General features: G+C 63.3%; 21 protein-coding genes. 8 read left to right on the top strand and 13 right to left on the bottom strand.

Annotated elements, in window-relative coordinates; translation table 11 throughout:
• Positions 1-57 precede the first annotated feature (57 nt).
• Positions 58-729: a FadR/GntR family transcriptional regulator gene (locus NG1_RS29240; protein WP_062976172.1), complete on the top strand. Its 672-nt coding sequence runs from the start codon at positions 58-60 to the stop codon at positions 727-729.
• 191 nt (positions 730-920) lie between these two features.
• Positions 921-2402 carry an MFS transporter gene (locus tag NG1_RS29235; protein WP_062976170.1) on the top strand — a complete coding sequence of 494 codons (1482 nt, stop codon included), beginning with the start codon at positions 921-923 and terminating at the stop codon, positions 2400-2402.
• 260 nt (positions 2403-2662) lie between these two features.
• Here NG1_RS29235 and NG1_RS29230 read toward each other — a convergent pair whose 3' ends face one another.
• The 11 genes from NG1_RS29230 to NG1_RS29190 form a co-directional block, all read right to left on the bottom strand.
• Positions 2663-3100 carry a VOC family protein gene (locus NG1_RS29230; protein WP_062976169.1) on the bottom strand — a complete coding sequence of 146 codons (438 nt, stop codon included), beginning with the start codon at positions 3098-3100 and terminating at the stop codon, positions 2663-2665.
• A 387-nt stretch (positions 3101-3487) separates the two neighbouring features.
• Positions 3488-4261 (bottom strand): ESX secretion-associated protein EspG, encoded by a 774-nt coding sequence (locus NG1_RS29225; RefSeq protein ID WP_062976166.1) that lies wholly within the window; start codon positions 4259-4261, stop codon positions 3488-3490.
• An 11-nt stretch (positions 4262-4272) separates the two neighbouring features.
• On the bottom strand, positions 4273-5613 hold the full coding sequence (locus NG1_RS29220; protein ID WP_157114297.1) for a hypothetical protein: 1341 nt from the start codon (positions 5611-5613) through the stop codon (positions 4273-4275).
• Positions 5613-5996, bottom strand: a complete 384-nt coding sequence (locus NG1_RS29215) for a hypothetical protein (protein WP_062976163.1) — start codon at positions 5994-5996, stop codon at positions 5613-5615. Before NG1_RS29215 ends, NG1_RS29220 begins: the two co-directional genes overlap by 1 nt.
• A gap of 18 nt (positions 5997-6014) precedes the next feature.
• A complete protein-coding gene (locus tag NG1_RS36030) occupies positions 6015-6545 on the bottom strand; it encodes a DUF3558 domain-containing protein (protein WP_084499280.1) in 531 nt (176 codons plus the stop codon).
• Positions 6546-6755: 210 nt separating this feature from the next.
• Positions 6756-7130 carry a hypothetical protein gene (locus NG1_RS37125; protein WP_157114296.1) on the bottom strand — a complete coding sequence of 125 codons (375 nt, stop codon included), beginning with the start codon at positions 7128-7130 and terminating at the stop codon, positions 6756-6758.
• A gap of 58 nt (positions 7131-7188) precedes the next feature.
• Positions 7189-7974 carry a hypothetical protein gene (locus tag NG1_RS29210; RefSeq protein ID WP_062976161.1) on the bottom strand — a complete coding sequence of 262 codons (786 nt, stop codon included), beginning with the start codon at positions 7972-7974 and terminating at the stop codon, positions 7189-7191.
• A 28-nt stretch (positions 7975-8002) separates the two neighbouring features.
• A complete protein-coding gene (locus NG1_RS37120) occupies positions 8003-8320 on the bottom strand; it encodes a hypothetical protein (protein WP_157114295.1) in 318 nt (105 codons plus the stop codon).
• A gap of 30 nt (positions 8321-8350) precedes the next feature.
• Positions 8351-9070: a YbaB/EbfC family nucleoid-associated protein gene (locus NG1_RS37115; protein WP_157114294.1), complete on the bottom strand. Its 720-nt coding sequence runs from the start codon at positions 9068-9070 to the stop codon at positions 8351-8353.
• 122 nt (positions 9071-9192) lie between these two features.
• Positions 9193-9576, bottom strand: coding sequence for a hypothetical protein (locus tag NG1_RS37110; protein ID WP_157114293.1), 384 nt, complete (start codon positions 9574-9576; stop codon positions 9193-9195).
• 15 nt (positions 9577-9591) lie between these two features.
• Complete coding sequence (locus NG1_RS29190) at positions 9592-10122, bottom strand: DUF3558 domain-containing protein (protein WP_062976153.1); 531 nt, start codon at positions 10120-10122, stop codon at positions 9592-9594.
• Between the two features lie 267 nt (positions 10123-10389).
• Here NG1_RS29190 and NG1_RS29185 point away from each other — a divergent pair, with 267 nt between their 5' ends.
• A complete protein-coding gene (locus NG1_RS29185; protein ID WP_062976151.1) occupies positions 10390-10809 on the top strand; it encodes a hypothetical protein in 420 nt (139 codons plus the stop codon).
• A gap of 101 nt (positions 10810-10910) precedes the next feature.
• Here NG1_RS29185 and NG1_RS36025 read toward each other — a convergent pair whose 3' ends face one another.
• Positions 10911-11126 carry a DUF397 domain-containing protein gene (locus NG1_RS36025; protein ID WP_084499279.1) on the bottom strand — a complete coding sequence of 72 codons (216 nt, stop codon included), beginning with the start codon at positions 11124-11126 and terminating at the stop codon, positions 10911-10913.
• On the bottom strand, positions 11123-11998 hold the full coding sequence (locus NG1_RS29180; RefSeq protein WP_062976149.1) for a helix-turn-helix domain-containing protein: 876 nt from the start codon (positions 11996-11998) through the stop codon (positions 11123-11125). The genes NG1_RS36025 and NG1_RS29180 overlap by 4 nt, the downstream gene beginning before the upstream one ends.
• A 161-nt stretch (positions 11999-12159) precedes the next feature.
• On the opposite strand from NG1_RS29180, the gene NG1_RS29175 reads away from it, so the two are divergent.
• The 5 genes from NG1_RS29175 to NG1_RS29155 form a co-directional block, all read left to right on the top strand.
• The gene (locus tag NG1_RS29175) at positions 12160-12603 is read left to right on the top strand and encodes a hypothetical protein (RefSeq protein ID WP_157114292.1); all 444 of its coding nucleotides are present in this window, start codon (positions 12160-12162) and stop codon (positions 12601-12603) included.
• Entirely contained in the window at positions 12600-12941 is a 342-nt protein-coding gene (locus tag NG1_RS29170; protein ID WP_062976144.1) for a hypothetical protein, read from the top strand. The genes NG1_RS29175 and NG1_RS29170 overlap by 4 nt, the downstream gene beginning before the upstream one ends.
• Positions 12942-13075: 134 nt before the next feature.
• The gene (locus tag NG1_RS29165; protein ID WP_062976142.1) at positions 13076-13618 is read left to right on the top strand and encodes a hypothetical protein; all 543 of its coding nucleotides are present in this window, start codon (positions 13076-13078) and stop codon (positions 13616-13618) included.
• A 295-nt stretch (positions 13619-13913) separates the two neighbouring features.
• The gene (locus NG1_RS29160) at positions 13914-15119 is read left to right on the top strand and encodes a Cmx/CmrA family chloramphenicol efflux MFS transporter (protein ID WP_062976140.1); all 1206 of its coding nucleotides are present in this window, start codon (positions 13914-13916) and stop codon (positions 15117-15119) included.
• A 331-nt stretch (positions 15120-15450) separates the two neighbouring features.
• Positions 15451-15758: hypothetical protein (locus NG1_RS29155; protein ID WP_245660114.1), on the top strand; the 308-nt coding region annotated here is incomplete at its 3' end.

Raw genomic sequence — 15758 nt, 5'->3', positions numbered from 1 at the left:
CATAGGATGACCGGATGATGACCGGCAACGATTTGTGATGGGCGGTACTCTGTCGAGGTGCAACCCGTCCGGCGCACCAGCCTCATCGCCCAGGTGACCGACCAGCTGCGTGCCGAAATTCGTTCCGGCCGTTGGCCGATCGGCTCCCGCATCCCGACCGAGCCGGAGCTCACCGAGCTCACCGGCACCGGCCGCAACACGGTGCGCGAGGCCGTCCAGGCCCTCGTGCACGCCGGCATGCTGGAGCGTCGCCAAGGTTCCGGCACCTACGTGATCGCGGCGTCGGACCTCGGCGGAACACTGGGCAAGTATTTCGCCGACGCCGAGGAACGCGACGTCCTGGAACTGCGCCTCGCGCTGGACGTCACCGCCGCGGGCCTGGCCGCGCGCCGCCGCGACGACACCGATATCGCGAATCTGCTGCGCCTGCTGGCCGAACGCGACAAGAAGTGGGACGAGGACTCCGCCGCCGCGATCGAGGCGGACGTCCAGCTGCACCGCGCGATCGTCGTCGCGAGCCACAACGCGGTGTATCTCGAGTTCTACGATTCGCTGCTGCCCATCATCGAACAGGTCATCCGCGCACGGACATCGAAGTCCGACGACTCCTATCCCGAGGAGCACGCCGCCTTGGTGCACGCGGTGATCGACGGCGATCCCGAACGCGCCGCCTCGGAGACGCGGTGCTTCCTCAACTCGCTCATCGCGGAATATCCGGACGCGCGATAAACGGCGCAGGTAACCGAGTGGTCACCATTCGGAGCCGCGCGATGTGAGTCGGATTTGCCGGGAACGTCATCGAGGGCCACGGGGACGCAACACGCGGCTCCTACCTTTATCTCGACCGTAGCCAGGCACTCGACAGCCGCCGGCGGCACAGCCGCGATGAGGGCCGGTCGAGCCGAATCGAGAGGAAGCCGATGACCGTCGTAGCAGCCACCGGCCAGCAGTCGCACCCAACGACTTTCGAATACCAGAAACGTGGACGCTGGCTCGATCACTGGGATCCGGACAACGCGAAGTTCTGGGAATCCGGTGGCGCGAAAACCGCGCGCAAGAATTTGATGTTCTCCGTATTCGCCGAGAATCTCGGCTTCAGCATCTGGGTCATCTGGGGCACCGTCGTGACCAGCATGGGGGCCGCCGGATTCGACTTCCTCGCCGGTCTGGGCAAGGGCAACCCCATCGCGGTGAGCAACGCCCTGCTGCTCACCTCCACCCCCACCCTGGTCGGCGCCGCGCTGCGCATTCCGTACACCTTCGCCATCCCCCGGTTCGGCGGTCGGGCGTTCACCGTGTTCAGCGCGGGGATGCTGCTGATTCCGACGCTCGGCCTGGCCTGGTTCGTCAACCAGCCTGGCACGCCGATGTGGGTGTTCCTGCTGCTGGCGGCGCTCGCGGGCGTCGGCGGCGGCAACTTCTCCTCCTCGATGGCCAACATCAACTTCTTCTTCCCCGAGGGCAAGAAGGGTGCGGCGCTGGGCATCAACGCCGCGGGCGGCAACCTGGGCGTCGCCCAGACGCAGCTGGTGCTGCCGCTGCTGATCACCTTCGGCACGCACCTCATGGCCAAGGACCCGGGCGGCTACCGCTTCGGCATCACGCTGTCGGTGCTGGTCTGGGTGCCGTTCATCCTGGCCGCCGCGTTCGGCGCGCTGCGCTACATGGACAGCATCAGCACCGCCAAGTCCGACGGCAAGTCCTACCGGCTCGCGCTCACCAACCGGCACACCTGGGTGATGGCGATCCTCTACATCGGCACCTTCGGCTCGTTCATCGGCTTCTCCTTCGCCTTCCCGACGCTGATCAAGGCCAATTTCCCGGACCTGGCCAAGATCGGCTGGATCACCACGCTCGGTAACCTCGCGTTCCTCGGCGCGCTGGTCGGGTCGTTCAGCAGGCCGTTCGGCGGCTGGGTGTCCGACAAGGTCGGCGGCGCGAAGATCACCTTCTCCGTCTTCGGCGGCATGGCGATCGCGGTCGCGCTGATCATGGCGGGGCTGGAACTGAAGAGCTTCCCGCTCTACCTGCTGGCGTTCCTGCTGTTGTTCGTGCTCACCGGCATCGGCAACGGCTCGACCTACCGGATGATCCCGACCATCTTCAGCGCCGAGTCCAAGAAGTACGCCTCCGAGCACGGCCTCGACGCGGCCGAGGCCGCCGCTTCGGCGAAACGCCAGGCGGGCGCGGCGATCGGCGTCATCGGCGCGGTCGGCGCCTCCGGCGGCTGGCTGTTGCAGCAGGCCCTGCGGCTGTCCAACACCCACCTGCACAGCATGGCTCCCGCGTTCTGGGCCTACGCCGGGGCCTTCCTGGTGATGGCCGCCGTCACCTGGTGGTTCTACCTGCGGTCCTCGTTCGCCATCCAGCGCGTTCCCTCGCTGGCCTACGCGAACGTCTGACCGCCCCAGCCGGTCCCGCGGCCCGGACACCGCGGGACACGGGCGCGACAACCGCCGTCCCCCTCCGGCGGAACCGCCCAACCGAACGTCCGCTCATCGCCCGTTCTCGGGTCCAGCAATGGGTTCCGGCCTGCGCCGGGACGATGGGCGGACGTTCGGTTTCGCCGTTCCGAGAGAACGCGCCTGATCGGCGCTTTGCTCGCTTCAGCCGGCAGCGCTGATGCGCGCCGGTATCGCGAGGTGTGCACCCGGGCGCGCGGTCAGCTCTTGTTCAGCTCTTCGGCAAGCATGACGATGATGCCGCTAGGGCCGCGGACATAGGTGAGCTTGTAGACGTCCCGGTACGTCGCCACGCCGCGCAGAGGGTGGCAGCCGTGCCTCGCCGCGATCTCGAGGGCCTCGTCGATGTCGTCCACCGAGAACGCGACGCGGTGCATCCCGATCTCGTTGGGCCGGGTCGGGCTCGTCTCGATCGCGTGGGGGTGGATGTACTCGAAGAGCTCGAGCCGACCGTTGCCGTCTGGTGTCTGGAGCATAGCGATCTTGGCGTGGTTGCCGTCGAGACCGACGGCGGTGTCGGTCCATTCACCGCTGACCGTGTCCCGGCCGATGACGGTCAGACCGAGGTCGGTGAAAAAGGCGATCGTCGCTTCGAGGTCGCGAACCGCGATGGCGACGTTCTCCAACTTGATGGGCATGACTTCTACTCCTCATGTTTCGCGCTGTGGAACGGAGCTGTCGCGCAGATCTCGACATGTAGGCCCGTGTGCTCTAGAGGTCTCATTGTCGTTCAGCATGGGCCTCGCAGTGCATGCCCGTGCGGACGGGTTGGCCGTCTATTCCTGGGACGGCGTGGCGTTCTCGACATGTCGGCCGCACGGCTTCTGCTGAGTCGGGGCCGGTGGCGTGTATCGCGCGTCGTGACCTGCCGGAGGCAGGGGCCAACCCTGAGCCGGGCCTGCGGTGACGCGCGGCGGATAGGGGGCGAATGCGGCGGCACTGCCGGCGGCGGCGAAACGCCTCGCGGCTCGCGGCTCGCGGCTCGCGGCTCGCGGCTCGCGGCTCGCGGCTCGCGGCTCGCGAGGTCAGTACGGTAAGTGCACCCCGTCGCGCACGTCTTTGACGGTTCTGGCGATCATCTGTTGCAGGGTGGCGGCGATGCGTTCGGAAGTGGTGGATTTGATCATCACCGGGTCGTCGCCGAAAGTGACGTATCGACCGTCCTTCTCGACATCGTTGAGCTGGAAATCCTTGCGCCCGTTGATGTGCCGATTGTCCACGCTCCCCATCGCGTAGACGCCGACATGACCGATCAAGGTCATCGCCCGAGTGAAGAACCGCTCGAACTCTTCTCGCGGCGTCGGGCGCCAGGCATCGCGCACCGGCGGACGCGGCCGCGTCAGTTCCTCCACCGATGCCTGCAATTGCTTACCCTGCCCAGGCCCGCAAGCGGGAAACACGTCGACCACAGCCCGCGCCACCGCACCGGCGGACAGCAACGTCAACACCACGTCGCCGCCGTGCTCGACGTCCGGCCCCGGTTCCTGCACCGCGATCGCGCCGTGCTCGTAGTGCACCCCCGCATGCGCCCGCAGCCTGCGGTCCCGGCGCGCGCCGGCGAACCCGGCCACTTCGACCCGGGCCTCCGGCGCAAGCAGCACTTCGACCGCACGCAGCAGATCGTCGTCGATGCGCGGGCGCAGCGACTGCGCCGCGGCCTGCCGCAACCGCAAGCTCTCCGAACGGAATTCCGTCGTGTATTGGTGCTGCAAGGGATACGGCAGCACGTCCCGGCCGGTGGACTCCCACAGCGTCCGGAATTCGAGCGCGGTGAACCGCCAGCTCTGCACCTCGGTCATCGGTGACGTCCTTATCGCGGGTTGTCACCGATGACCGGCGGCACCGACTTGGGCAGCTCGTCGAGCCCCGTCAGCTCATTGCCGTGTTCCTGGGTGATCAGGTAATCCGGAATACCCTTGGTGGATTCCTCGTCGGATTTGCCACCCCGCGCGCCGGGGGCCATTCCACCCATACCGCTCGTACCGGCGCGACCTGGCGACGCACCGGTCCGCGCGGCGGCCGGGACCGCGTTGGGGTTGTTCGGTGCGCCTTTGGATGGCACGGAGACACCCGGCCCACCCGGATGGGAAGGACTTCCCGGACTGCCCGGCGTACTCGGGTGCGGGGTGCCAGGAGTAGTGGGCGAAGTGCTCGGCGCGGGCGTCGTCGAGGCAGGTGTCGTCGCCGGTGTTGCGGAAGCCGGTGTGGTCGAATTCTCCGTCGTAGACGCCGGGTCGGTGCTGGTCGACTCCGGTGTTTCAGAGGTGGTGTCCGAGGGCTCGGTGCTCGATGGAGTGGACGGATCATCGGTGGAGTTCGTATCGGAAGGATTCGAGCTGGGCGACGATGTCCCCGAAGGGTTTCCGCTGCCATTGTTCGTGCCCCGTGGGTTGCCACCGTCGCCGGTGCCGTTCGGATTCGCAGTCGACACCGGTCGGGGAATCACGGGCACGTTCGTATCGGACTCCATGACAACCGGCGCGTAAACAGTTCGAAGCACCCGCAACGCCTCGGTTTTCGCGTTGTACTCGGCGACGTCGTCATTGCGCCAATCTCGCCCGACCACGAATCCACGGAGGTTGTCCCAACCGCTGCGATGTTCCGGCGCGTGCGGGACCAATTGCTTCGTCGGCTCCAGCCCGGTTTGCAGTTCGGCCAGCTTGTTTCCGGTCAGCCGGGCCGCGTTCGAGACCTGCGCACCTTGGGCGGCATAGTCACCGACCGCGCTCGCCGCCGCATTACGCGCCTCCCCACGCCACACACTGTCGTCGGTGGCCCGCTCCATCGCCGTCGTGAAGGTCTTCAACGAGGCCTCGTGCCGGTCGGCGATGGTGTTCCAAGCGGTTACCAGATCACTGACCGCGTTCAAATCGATCTGGTCGACCTTCTGCCGAAGCGTCGCGACGTCGTGCCGCTCGAACTCGTCCGCGTCCAGAACTTCCCTCGGCCGGAATTCACCCTGGAACCCGACATCGGCGGCCTTGCTGCGGACGCCATCGCGCTGCTGGTTGTACCTGCCCTGCACCTCGGCCGCGTCGACCTCGGGCTGTGCCTCCTCACCCGCGATCCAATCGGTGACGCTGCGCCACATAGCCGAGCCCAGCCCTTGATCGATCTGAAATTGCGGCATACCACTGTACGGATTACCCATCAGCGCACCTGCTCAGTTGTACTCGCGATCTGCGCCGCGTTCTCGATGTCCTGCCCGGTGATGCGTTTGAACGAGATCGCCATGACTTCGCGCATGTTCTGCACGGTCTCGATGTGCTCTCGAATGATCTGGTCGATTGAATTGGAATCTCCCGTGGCCTGTTTCAAGAACTTCTTGCTCAATGCAGCAGCCATCGTGAAATCGCCAAAACCTGAGACGTTCTGAGCGCCTTGCGCCGCGAAGAGGATCCTGTTCAACTCGGCGAGACGCTCATCGCATGCCTTGGCGCATAGGTATGCGGCGTTCTCATCATCGAGATACAGCTCTCCCGCACGGGCCTGACCGGCCAAATTCTTCCAAGTCGCCGCATTGTCCTCGCTCATCGGAAACTCCTCCCCCAGTTATTGCGGCAATACCGGCACGATGGCACCGCCCGCCCGAGATAAGCTTGTGCAGGGTTCTTCGGGACTGTTGATCGAGGCCTTATTGGAGACACGCAGTTGAATCACACCCTGATGCGCAGGAAACACGACGTCACAGAGCAGATCCTTCGAAGCGCCTTCGACCTTGAATTGCCGTCCTGCGCGACCGGCGACTGTCACGTCTCGGAAGTCGACATTGCCAGGCTTCTTCTCGAACTCCGAAACCGTACGAGCAGTGGAAAACACCGAGACAAAGTATCGGGAACCTTCCCAATTACAGATTTCCCAGCCGGACTGAGGCACCCCGGCGATACCGGGCTCCTCGGTGGCCGGATCGACCCCGGCCGCCCGCAACGCCTCATCGGGAATCCCCGTGCACGGGTTGAACAGAGCTTGGGCCGCAGTCGTACTCGAACCCGTCGTGGGCGAACCACTCGTGGTGTCCTCGCATCCGACGACGCCAGCCGCCAGCGCACCGATAAGCAGTGCCAACGTGATTCGACGACTCATCCCCACCCTCTCGACCCGCGACGACTCAAGTGCGCCAACAGTAGCAGAGGCCCGCCGGCGTCCCCCTGCCTGCGTTGGCCCAGAGGGGACCGCCTGTTGTCCGAACGATGCTGGCGACCCCCTGGATCGGGATGCTGAAAGCTGCAGGACACCTCGGCGGGGTTGCCGCCTCACTCGACTGGGCAGCCCGAAGTCTCAGGGTCACCGGAATCATGGCCTACGCAGTTCGAATTGCCCGCGCGCTCGGTTCTGACGATAGATATACAACAGGACCAGAGTAGCGAACACATCGATCGAACCCGACGTTGATATATACCAAAACGAAAGGTTGTTATGAAACCGCACTATGAATATCAGGCAGAGAATCGTCGAAGCCAATATGCATAATACCAGAAATGCACTGGTGGCGACGCGCAACCAGCGCGGAAGTCGGTCGTTCAGCAAAATAGTAGGAATGATGGATAATGCAGCCAGCGAGGTCGCAGCCAACACAATGACATCTAATTCGGTGATGTCGACACCTTCGGAATCAATCTCAAGGATACGATGCCAGAACAGGGCGGAGAATCCGGCAATCGCTGCCACGCCCAATGCGCACCATGTGCTTCTTCCCCGTTCTATTATTGAGTCCATGTTCATATCGTTACCGCACCGACCAATTAGCGGTACCATCCAGCCTGGTTCCGTCGTCGAAGGTCTTTGTGTTCGGGTCGGGCCATCTTCCGCCCGGAAACGGCCCATTGTCCGTGGCAGTGGCTTCTAGCGCCACAAGGCCGGTCACTTGAGCACCGGTCAGCGTCGCCAGCGCGGCAAGAGCGGCAGCCATAGAAATCGAGGTCGAGGTGATTGCTTCGAGCAAGAGTGCAGCTCCGGCCCACGAGAATACGCCGGAACCGAGCCCGGCAATTGCGGCTGCTATCTCTGCTATCGCCTTCGAGAGAATTGCTCCCATTGCGACATAGAAGACAAGTCCACCGACGGCAACGGCCAGGACTGAGGTCGATGCATCCTTCCCGATCTCACCGATTCGCTTGACCGCCTCTCTTTGCGAGGTCATCGTCCTTGCGTATGCTAGCTGTGCAGCACCCTGCCACTCCCGGTTGACCGACAACACATCAGGATTTATCTCGCTTTGCACAAGGGTTGCGGATTCACGCACGCCATACCAATCGAAAGCGCATTTTCCTAGAAACAGAGGCGCGGCGACTCCCTTCAGGACATCCTTGATCGTATCCCAAAGCCACTTGCCAAATTCTATGATTTTTTCCCCGGTCCACCTGATCGAGGCTTCCATTCCATCAGTGACCCACCAGTGGTCGATTGCGTTATCGACGACATGCGGAACGGAGTCCAGCTTGCTCGACAGAACGGTTAAGTTCTTCTCGATGTCTTTGATGATCAATTCGAAGTGAGCGGCATCAAATTCCATTACTACCCTACTCTGATTCTGCCGAATGCTACCAGAGGTCTTTCACTTGATCGGCGAAGTTCCGGTCTTCATAGTCATAAGTGTCGGCGACCTTTTTCAAGGTAGCCGACACCTCAGTAAATGCGTCAACACCTTCCCTGCATCGGTCGGAGGCGCGATCGACAACCTTCGAATGTGCGCTAACAACACCTTGGAACAGCCCGGCTTCAACTCGATTGAATTTCAAATCGACAATTTTCGTGGAGATGTCGTTGAGCGAAGTGGCCTCGCGGGCCCAGATGTTTGCTTCGGCACGCAGATCGTCGGTTGCTACTTTGAGGTGTCGGGCGTCGGGACGAGGAGCCATGAGGTATCGCTTTCCGTGTTCGCGGAGCATTTATTTACTGAGTTTAGTCAAAACTCCGATGGCATCGGATATGATTCGATCCAGCTCCGCGGTCGTAGATTTTTGCGTAGCTACGTGACTGAGCTTTCGGCGGGCTTCGGTGGCGGCTTCATCAACCGCCCATGAAATAGAAGATCCTGATCGATCTGCTGCCCAGTACGGTGCAACTGTGCAGTCCATGACAGATCCTGTCTCTGACAGCGTTATCGTTACCCAGCCTTCGGCCGTCTCACTTTCGCCAACATAGACATTCTGGTTTTCTGGTGGCCTACCGGCCTGCTCGGACGCGGTGAGAGCCGCATCAATCAGCTGGTCCAGCGGAGGGCTTGGTCGCTGGTCGGCTACAGGCATGAGCGAAGGTTCGATCGGCGCTGCCGGGAAGCCGCCCGGTCGTATGTTCATCAACCGATTCAACGCACCAGAATCGGCGACACTTTCTGCGGATTCGGTAACCTTGGCTATTTCAGCATATCGCGCAGCCTGAACAATTGCCTCCCCCAATTGGTCGGGCTGCAAGTTTTGATTCCATTTATCGAGCACTTGGACTTCCAGCAGTTCATTCCGCTGGCCTACCGTTACGGTGACGGCTCCCGTGGAATCGGTACCTGTCGCCTGGTCAGATGTAGCAGCAGCAAGGGCATCAAGCTCCTGCTTCATGCTTTGGGCGTATGCGTGGAAGCGGCCGATTTCCAGTAGTAGTTCGTCATTCATGTTGATTCCGTTCTCGGGGAGGAGCAACCTGATATATCATTTCTGAAGGAAATACATCGTTGTCACCTCGGACGGCTCCTATCGCATTGAGCCGCCTTCGTTACGCAGTGCGTCCGAACGCATCAGTTCGGATTGTCGGTGGTGTTCGCGATCTGCGTCGCATTCTCGATGTCCTGCCCGGTGATGCGCTTGAACGAGATCGCCATGACTTCGCGCATGTTCTTCACGGTCTCGATGTGTTCCAGAATGATCTGGTCGATCGAGTTGGTATCACCGGTGGCCTGCTTCAGAAACTTGCCGACGAGCTTGTCCGCCATGTCGAAATCACCGAAGCCGGAGACGCTTTGGGCAACAGCGGTGAACCTACGTAACCCCTCCAGGTCCGCAAGACGCCGGTCACATGCCTGCGCGCACTGATACGCGGTATTCTCATCGTCGACGTACAGCTCGCCCGCCCGAGCTCGTCCTGCCAGCCCACTCCACAGTTCCGCGTTGTCCTCGCTCATATGACCCCTCCCTGATCAATGTGGTAGCGCAGGCACAATCGACACGCCGACCCGTTGCAGGATCTTGCATGGGTCCTCGAGGTCGTCCCGACCTGCCCGGTTCAGGACTTTCAACTGCACAACCCCCTGAGTCGCAGGGAACAACACATCGCAATCGAGATACTTTGAAGCACCCTCGACCCTGAACTGCCGACCTGGGCGACCTCCCACGGTGACATCCTGGAAATCGACGTTCCCGGGCTTACGCTCGAACTCTGCGACCGTACGACCGGTGGAAAATACTGTAATGAAGTACTTGGGGCCATCCCAGTTACAGATTTCCCAGCCAGACTGGTGCACCCCTGCAATACCGGGCTCCTCGGTGGACGGATCGACCCCGGCCGCCCGCAACGCCTCATCGGGGATCCCCGTGCATGGGTTGAACAGAACTTGCACGGCAGTGGTACTCGAAGCCGTCGTGGGCGAACCACTCGTGGTGTCCTCGCATCCGACGACGCCAGCCGCCAGCGCAACGATGAGCAGTACCAACGTGATTCGGCGACTCATCCCACCCTCTCGAACCGCGACGACTCAGGTTGGCCAACAGTAGCAGACGACCAGGCGGTATCCCCCGGCCTCGCCGGTGATACGGATTCCCAACGCGTACCGGGCACGAGGCGGCCTGTGGCTCGGTGACCGGGCGGCATAGGTTCGGGCTCTCCGCATTGAGAGGCAGAGGGTTTGGGGTGGATCTAGGGTGGCAGTGCAGTAACGAGCTGAACGAAAGCTAGGACATACGACTGAGTTCGACTAATTATCGAAGGAGCTGAATCGATGAAGTTTGTCAAGATCGCAGCCGGGTTCGCGCTGGCCGCTGCCGCAATCTCTGTCGCTCCCGCCGTTGCCTCCGCTGATGATCCGGAGTTTCCGCGCAACGGCGTCATCCCGCCGGGGACCTACCACATCGGGCGGGGCCCCTCCAATGTGATCGGGTCGCCTATCGAGAACTGCGACTTGCAAGTCTTCGTGGACGGCAAGACGGTGGCGCTGGTTTGCGGCGGCTCGAGTCGGGGCGGGCATCAGACGCCTGTCGGACCGGACGAGACATATGTTTCGTTCGACTTCGTCCCCTTCGGGCTCGACCTGCATGACATCGACCCCCGCCAAGGGCTCTGGAGCGGAACGGTGAATATCGCCGGGACTCCGATTATCGCCCCATACCCGCTGGCAGCAGTCTGGCTCAGCCGCCGCTGAACCGGATGCGCCGCGGATGCGCGGCTCAGCTCGCCGCGACGGATACGGCCTGGACATCGGAGTGGAGTCGAAGTCCAGGCCGTCCTCCGGCTACCGCGATTTCACTGAGCAGAGTGCGTATCGAATGCGCCATCCATGACGCACGCAGTGAAGGCGTCCCACTGCCCCGGCGTGAAGGTCAACGCCGGGCCGGTTGGGTTCTTCGAATCGCGAACCCCAACCCGTCCCCCATCGAGCCACGCAACCTCCACACATGCTTCGGCATCTCCGCTGTGCTGAGATTTGAACCAGTGGACGGCGAACTTCTCTACGGTCATCGCTCGTGCCTCCACGCTAGGTTCCTCAGCAGGTCTCGTGAGGCTTGCTCTCCGAGCGCACAGTGCCGCAACTGTTCGTAGAAGTCTCGATATCGCTGAACGTCGTCATGTTCCTCGAAAATCATTGTTCCTATCGCTCCTTCGGTATAGACAACAGATGGCTCGTCACGCGGGAAGTCGAGGATGATGTACGGCGGTATCGGCAATCCCGCTGGGAACCCCGCGCTGAAAGGGATGATTCGGACCGACACGTTGTCGCGCGTCCCCATGTCGGCCACGTGGCGGAGCTGGGAAGACATGTCGCGGTCAGATCCGACAACAGTGCGCACCACCGTTTCGTGCAACAGGAATTCAGCAGGCAACGGCTTGTGTCGTCGCGTCAGGATCGCTTGCCTTCTCATCCGAAGTGCGACACGCTGCTCCACTTCTTCTGGCGCGTTGGGTGGGGGAGCTGCCGCCATCACCCGCGCATAGTCCTCAGTTTGCAGCAAACCGGGCACCGCGAGAGGTTGATAGAAATGGAACCCGGTAGCTATGGCCTCCAATTGCAGATACGTGTTGAACCCCGGCCGCACCAGATCCCGGAAGTCCTCCCACCACGGTTTCATACGCGCCTGCTCGGCAAGCGATTTCAGGTACTCGATCCGCTCGTCCGGCAGTCCGTAGTACTGGCAGATGTACTCGATGTCCCGGACTTTGATCTTCTCGTTCTGCCCCAACTCCAGCCGCCCGAGCGAGGATCGGCTGATCTCCAGGACTTCGGCTACCTGCTCGAGGGTGTAACCGTTGGCCTGACGCGCGTCGCGCAGTGCACGGCCCAACTGGCGACGCGGCAGCGTCGTCCGGCCGATGTCCGACTTGGTACCGACCATTTCCGTTGCGTCCTCCCCTGCTATCCCACGGTGTGACCTGCTTTTTCCCACGGCGGGAATCGATGTCCGCCCACTCGGGAAGCGCTCAGCGCGTACGCGCCGATTGCTGGGCACCGGCCGATTCGAGCTCCCCGTCGCGAGCACGTTCGCAGCATATGCACATGGCCGAACAACACGGAACAGAACTCGATTTCGTCACGAATTCCCGCGCGTCGGAGTGGATTACGGACGATCAACAGCCGACGGTGCACGGCATCGGGACACACCGGCACGGGCGTCGCGAGGTAGTGGATGGACTACTCGTTCCGCCCGGAATCTGCGCGCGCGCCGACGTGCGGCTGGCGCACGAGCAGATGCGGGCGCACCTGACCTGCCAGATCGAGCGGTGCGCGTGGAAGGCGGCTGCTTACCGCACGCTGGTGATCGCGGGACGGCTGACACCGCAGGCGGTGAGCCATCGGGAACGCGCCGCCGCACGAGGAATCGGGTTCCCGTCACATGACGAAAGCGGCAACATCGACCGTGCCCTCGACGTGCAGACGATCCAAGCGGTGCTGGAACGATTGTCGGCGTTGGTGGCCCCACCCGATGCTCTGCGGGGGTGAGCCGGTTGCATCGCACCACGATCGGAGCCGTGCAGGCTTCCTGGCGGGTGGTGGGAAGTCGGATCGAGATCGTGTTCTTCCGCGACGGCTCCGACCCCACACCGGCCTACCGACTGCGCAACAACGGCGACACCGTGCCGATTCCCCTGGGGCAGAGCGGTCTCGTCGCCTTCGACGAGCGCGCACTGCCAGATCTGGCGCAGGTCCGCGAATGGTTCCCCCGCCACTTCCGGCTGTGGGACGCGGTCCGCGCCGAGTTCTGGGATGTTCTGCTGCCCGCGCACGGGGCGCGCACCGCAGACCTTCCTGTCCCGCCCCGAGCGGATGAGTTGGCCTGATCCGCTACTTCACACAGGTAACCGAGAGCCGAATGTCCAAGCGACGAAATCGCCCGCGACCCGCGACCCCCAAGCACACGAATTCCACCATCCGATATCCACCGAGGACCACGATCGACTCGATACTCACGACGATGATGGCGGAACGCCGCGCGGATTCCGCCGGCTCCGACACCGTGCACTTCTGGGGGTTCGCCCACGCGGAAACCTCCACGGCACAGGACGCGGCCTACACCGCGATAATGCTCGATCCCGACGCCGAACGCTCCCCCATCCTGGATTCGGCCGAATGGCTGATCCGGCGATTCACCCGCCGCGTGTGGGGCTTCGGCCTGGCCTACCTGACGGTGGGCGAGATATTCCCCGGAGCCGACGGCGTCCCGCCGGATGCGATACAGGCCGCGGAGGCGGGCCTGCTGAGCGAACGCGCGACCGCCGACCCCATGTGCGCGGCAACGATTTTCGATGCCCGAGCACGCGCCTACACGGCGCTGACCTACACACACCTGCCCGAACTCGGACCGACGCCCACCTGGGTGAACGACACCCGCGCGGCCACCGACGCCTGGGTCACCCTGTTCGACCAGCGCGCCGTCGCGGCACACGTCTGGGCGGCGGCCATAACGCTGGATCCGCGGACGAACCACGCCGCCATAACGCGCCTACGGTCGCACTGAAGCACCGGGACTTTCGGGCCGAAGGCCAATCGGTAATTGTGTTGGCCCCGCCCGGACGCGTTGTTATGGTGTGGGCGTGAATTCCCCGGAGGCGTCCAGACGATAGCCGCCCGGCATATGCGCTGGGCGGTGTTGTGAATGCAGAAACTGCTGGTCGTAGCGCGACAGGCAGATTTTTCGCGACGCCGGACGATGTTCGTTTCTCCGCGATCGGGCGACGGTTTCGCCCGATTCCGCGACCATCTCGGGCGCCGTGTCGGCTGCGCGGCGCCCTTATCCGGGGAGTTGTCCTTCTATGCCCATTGTGGTGTTCGTGCTGGCTGTCGCGGTGTTCGCGCAGGGCACGTCCGAATTCATGGTGTCGGGGTTGCTGGAGCGGATCGCCGACGATCTCGGGGTCTCGCTCGGCACGGCCGGTCTGCTGACCTCGCTGTTCGCGGCGGGCATGGTGCTCGGTGCACCGGCGATGGCGGTAGCGGCGGGCCGGTTGCCGGTCCGGCATTCGGTAGCGGCGTTCTTGGCGGTGTTCTGCGCGACTCATATCGTCGGCGCGGTGACCAGCGAATTCGCGGTGCTGCTGACGACCAGGGTCGTCGCGGCGGTCGCCAACGCGGGGTTCCTGGCCATCGCGTTGGCCGCTCTGCCGCGCTTGGTCGACCCGGCCGTGGTGGGCCGCGCGACCTCGGTGGTGGTGTCCGGGGTGACCGTGGCCTGCATCGCCGGTGTGCCGGCCGGGACTTTGCTGGGACAGATTTGGGATTGGCGTGCCGCGTTCTGGGCCGTCGCCGTCATCAGCGGTGCTGTGGTGATCCCGGTATGGGCCATGGTGCCACGCACTGTGCGCGCCGGTGATCGGCCGACACCCGAGAAGCCCTCTTCGATGAAGGAGTGGGCGGTGCTCGGCACACGCCCGGTTCTCGTCACGGTCCTTGTCGCGGTACTGGTGAACGCCGCGACGTTCGCGGGCTTCACGTTCCTCGGTTCGATCACCGCCGGGCTCGCCGAGCCGGACAACCGCTGGGTTCCGATCGTGCTGGCTCTGTTCGGCATCGGATCGTTCGTCGGCGTGACGTTCACCGGCCGCTACAGCGACGATCACCGAAAGCGGATCATCACGCTCGGTACGAGCGGGCTCGTCGGAGTGTGGCTGCTGGCCGCTTCGACCGCCCACACCCTGCCCGGGGTGGCGATCATGGCGACGGTGTCCGGGGCGATCGCGTTCGGGGTGGGATCGACGCTGATCGCGACGATCGTGCAGACCGCCGTGCCCGCCGCGCCACGGATCGCGGGCGCCCTGGCCACCACCGCGTTCAATATCGGCGCCGTTCTCGGCCCCGCCACCGCCGCCGTGGTCGTCGACCACACCGGTCAGCCCGCGAAGGCGTTGTGGTGCGGCACCGCCTTCACGATCGCCGCGACGGCTGTGGTCCTGACCTCGCGAAGGCCGGTCGCACCACGAGCGGCTGACGCCGCGGCCCCGGCAGGAGACCCGATCGAGTAAAGCTGGCGAATTACCGCTAATAGACTTGACGAACCGCATATCGAGATGTCACTATCAATATGGGAAGACACGAGAAATCATGTGTCTATTTCTTGATGTCCTCGACATCGGCCAAGTTTGGGTGTAATTTAAGGCTTCGCGCCGGGTCGCGTGCTGTCCAACTCTCGAAATGCGAAATGACTGTGGAAAGTGGCACTGTCGGCGTGCCACCTCCCACCCGTTGTTGTCGAGGCATGTTCGGGCACAGTCCAGCACGGTGCGTACAGGAGAACTACCGCCCACAGGACAAGCAGATACCGCGACGACCACGCGAACGCGTGGGCGGCGCGAGGTGCTGGAAGGACGCATCTTGACAATCTCGAGTCAGGCCGACGTCGATGCAGGAATGCCCGTCGAGACCGGGGTCTCCGGGGCGTCGAAGCGGGTCTCGTTCGCCAAAATTCGTGAGCCCCTCGATGTTCCGGGGTTGCTGGATATCCAGCTCGATTCTTTCGATTGGTTGATCGGTGCGCCCGGCCGCCACGAACGGGCGGCGGCGCGCGGCGACGCACGGGCGGGCGGATTGGCGGAGGTGCTAGAGGAGCTCTCCCCGATCGAGGATTTCGCCGGAACGATGTCGCTGACCCTGTCCGATCCCCG

Origin of the sequence: Nocardia gamkensis NBRC 108242 (genome assembly GCF_001612985.1) — a bacterium.
Taxonomy (GTDB): Bacteria; Actinomycetota; Actinomycetes; order Mycobacteriales; family Mycobacteriaceae; genus Nocardia; species Nocardia gamkensis.
This window is presented reverse-complemented; position numbering and strand designations above follow the sequence as displayed.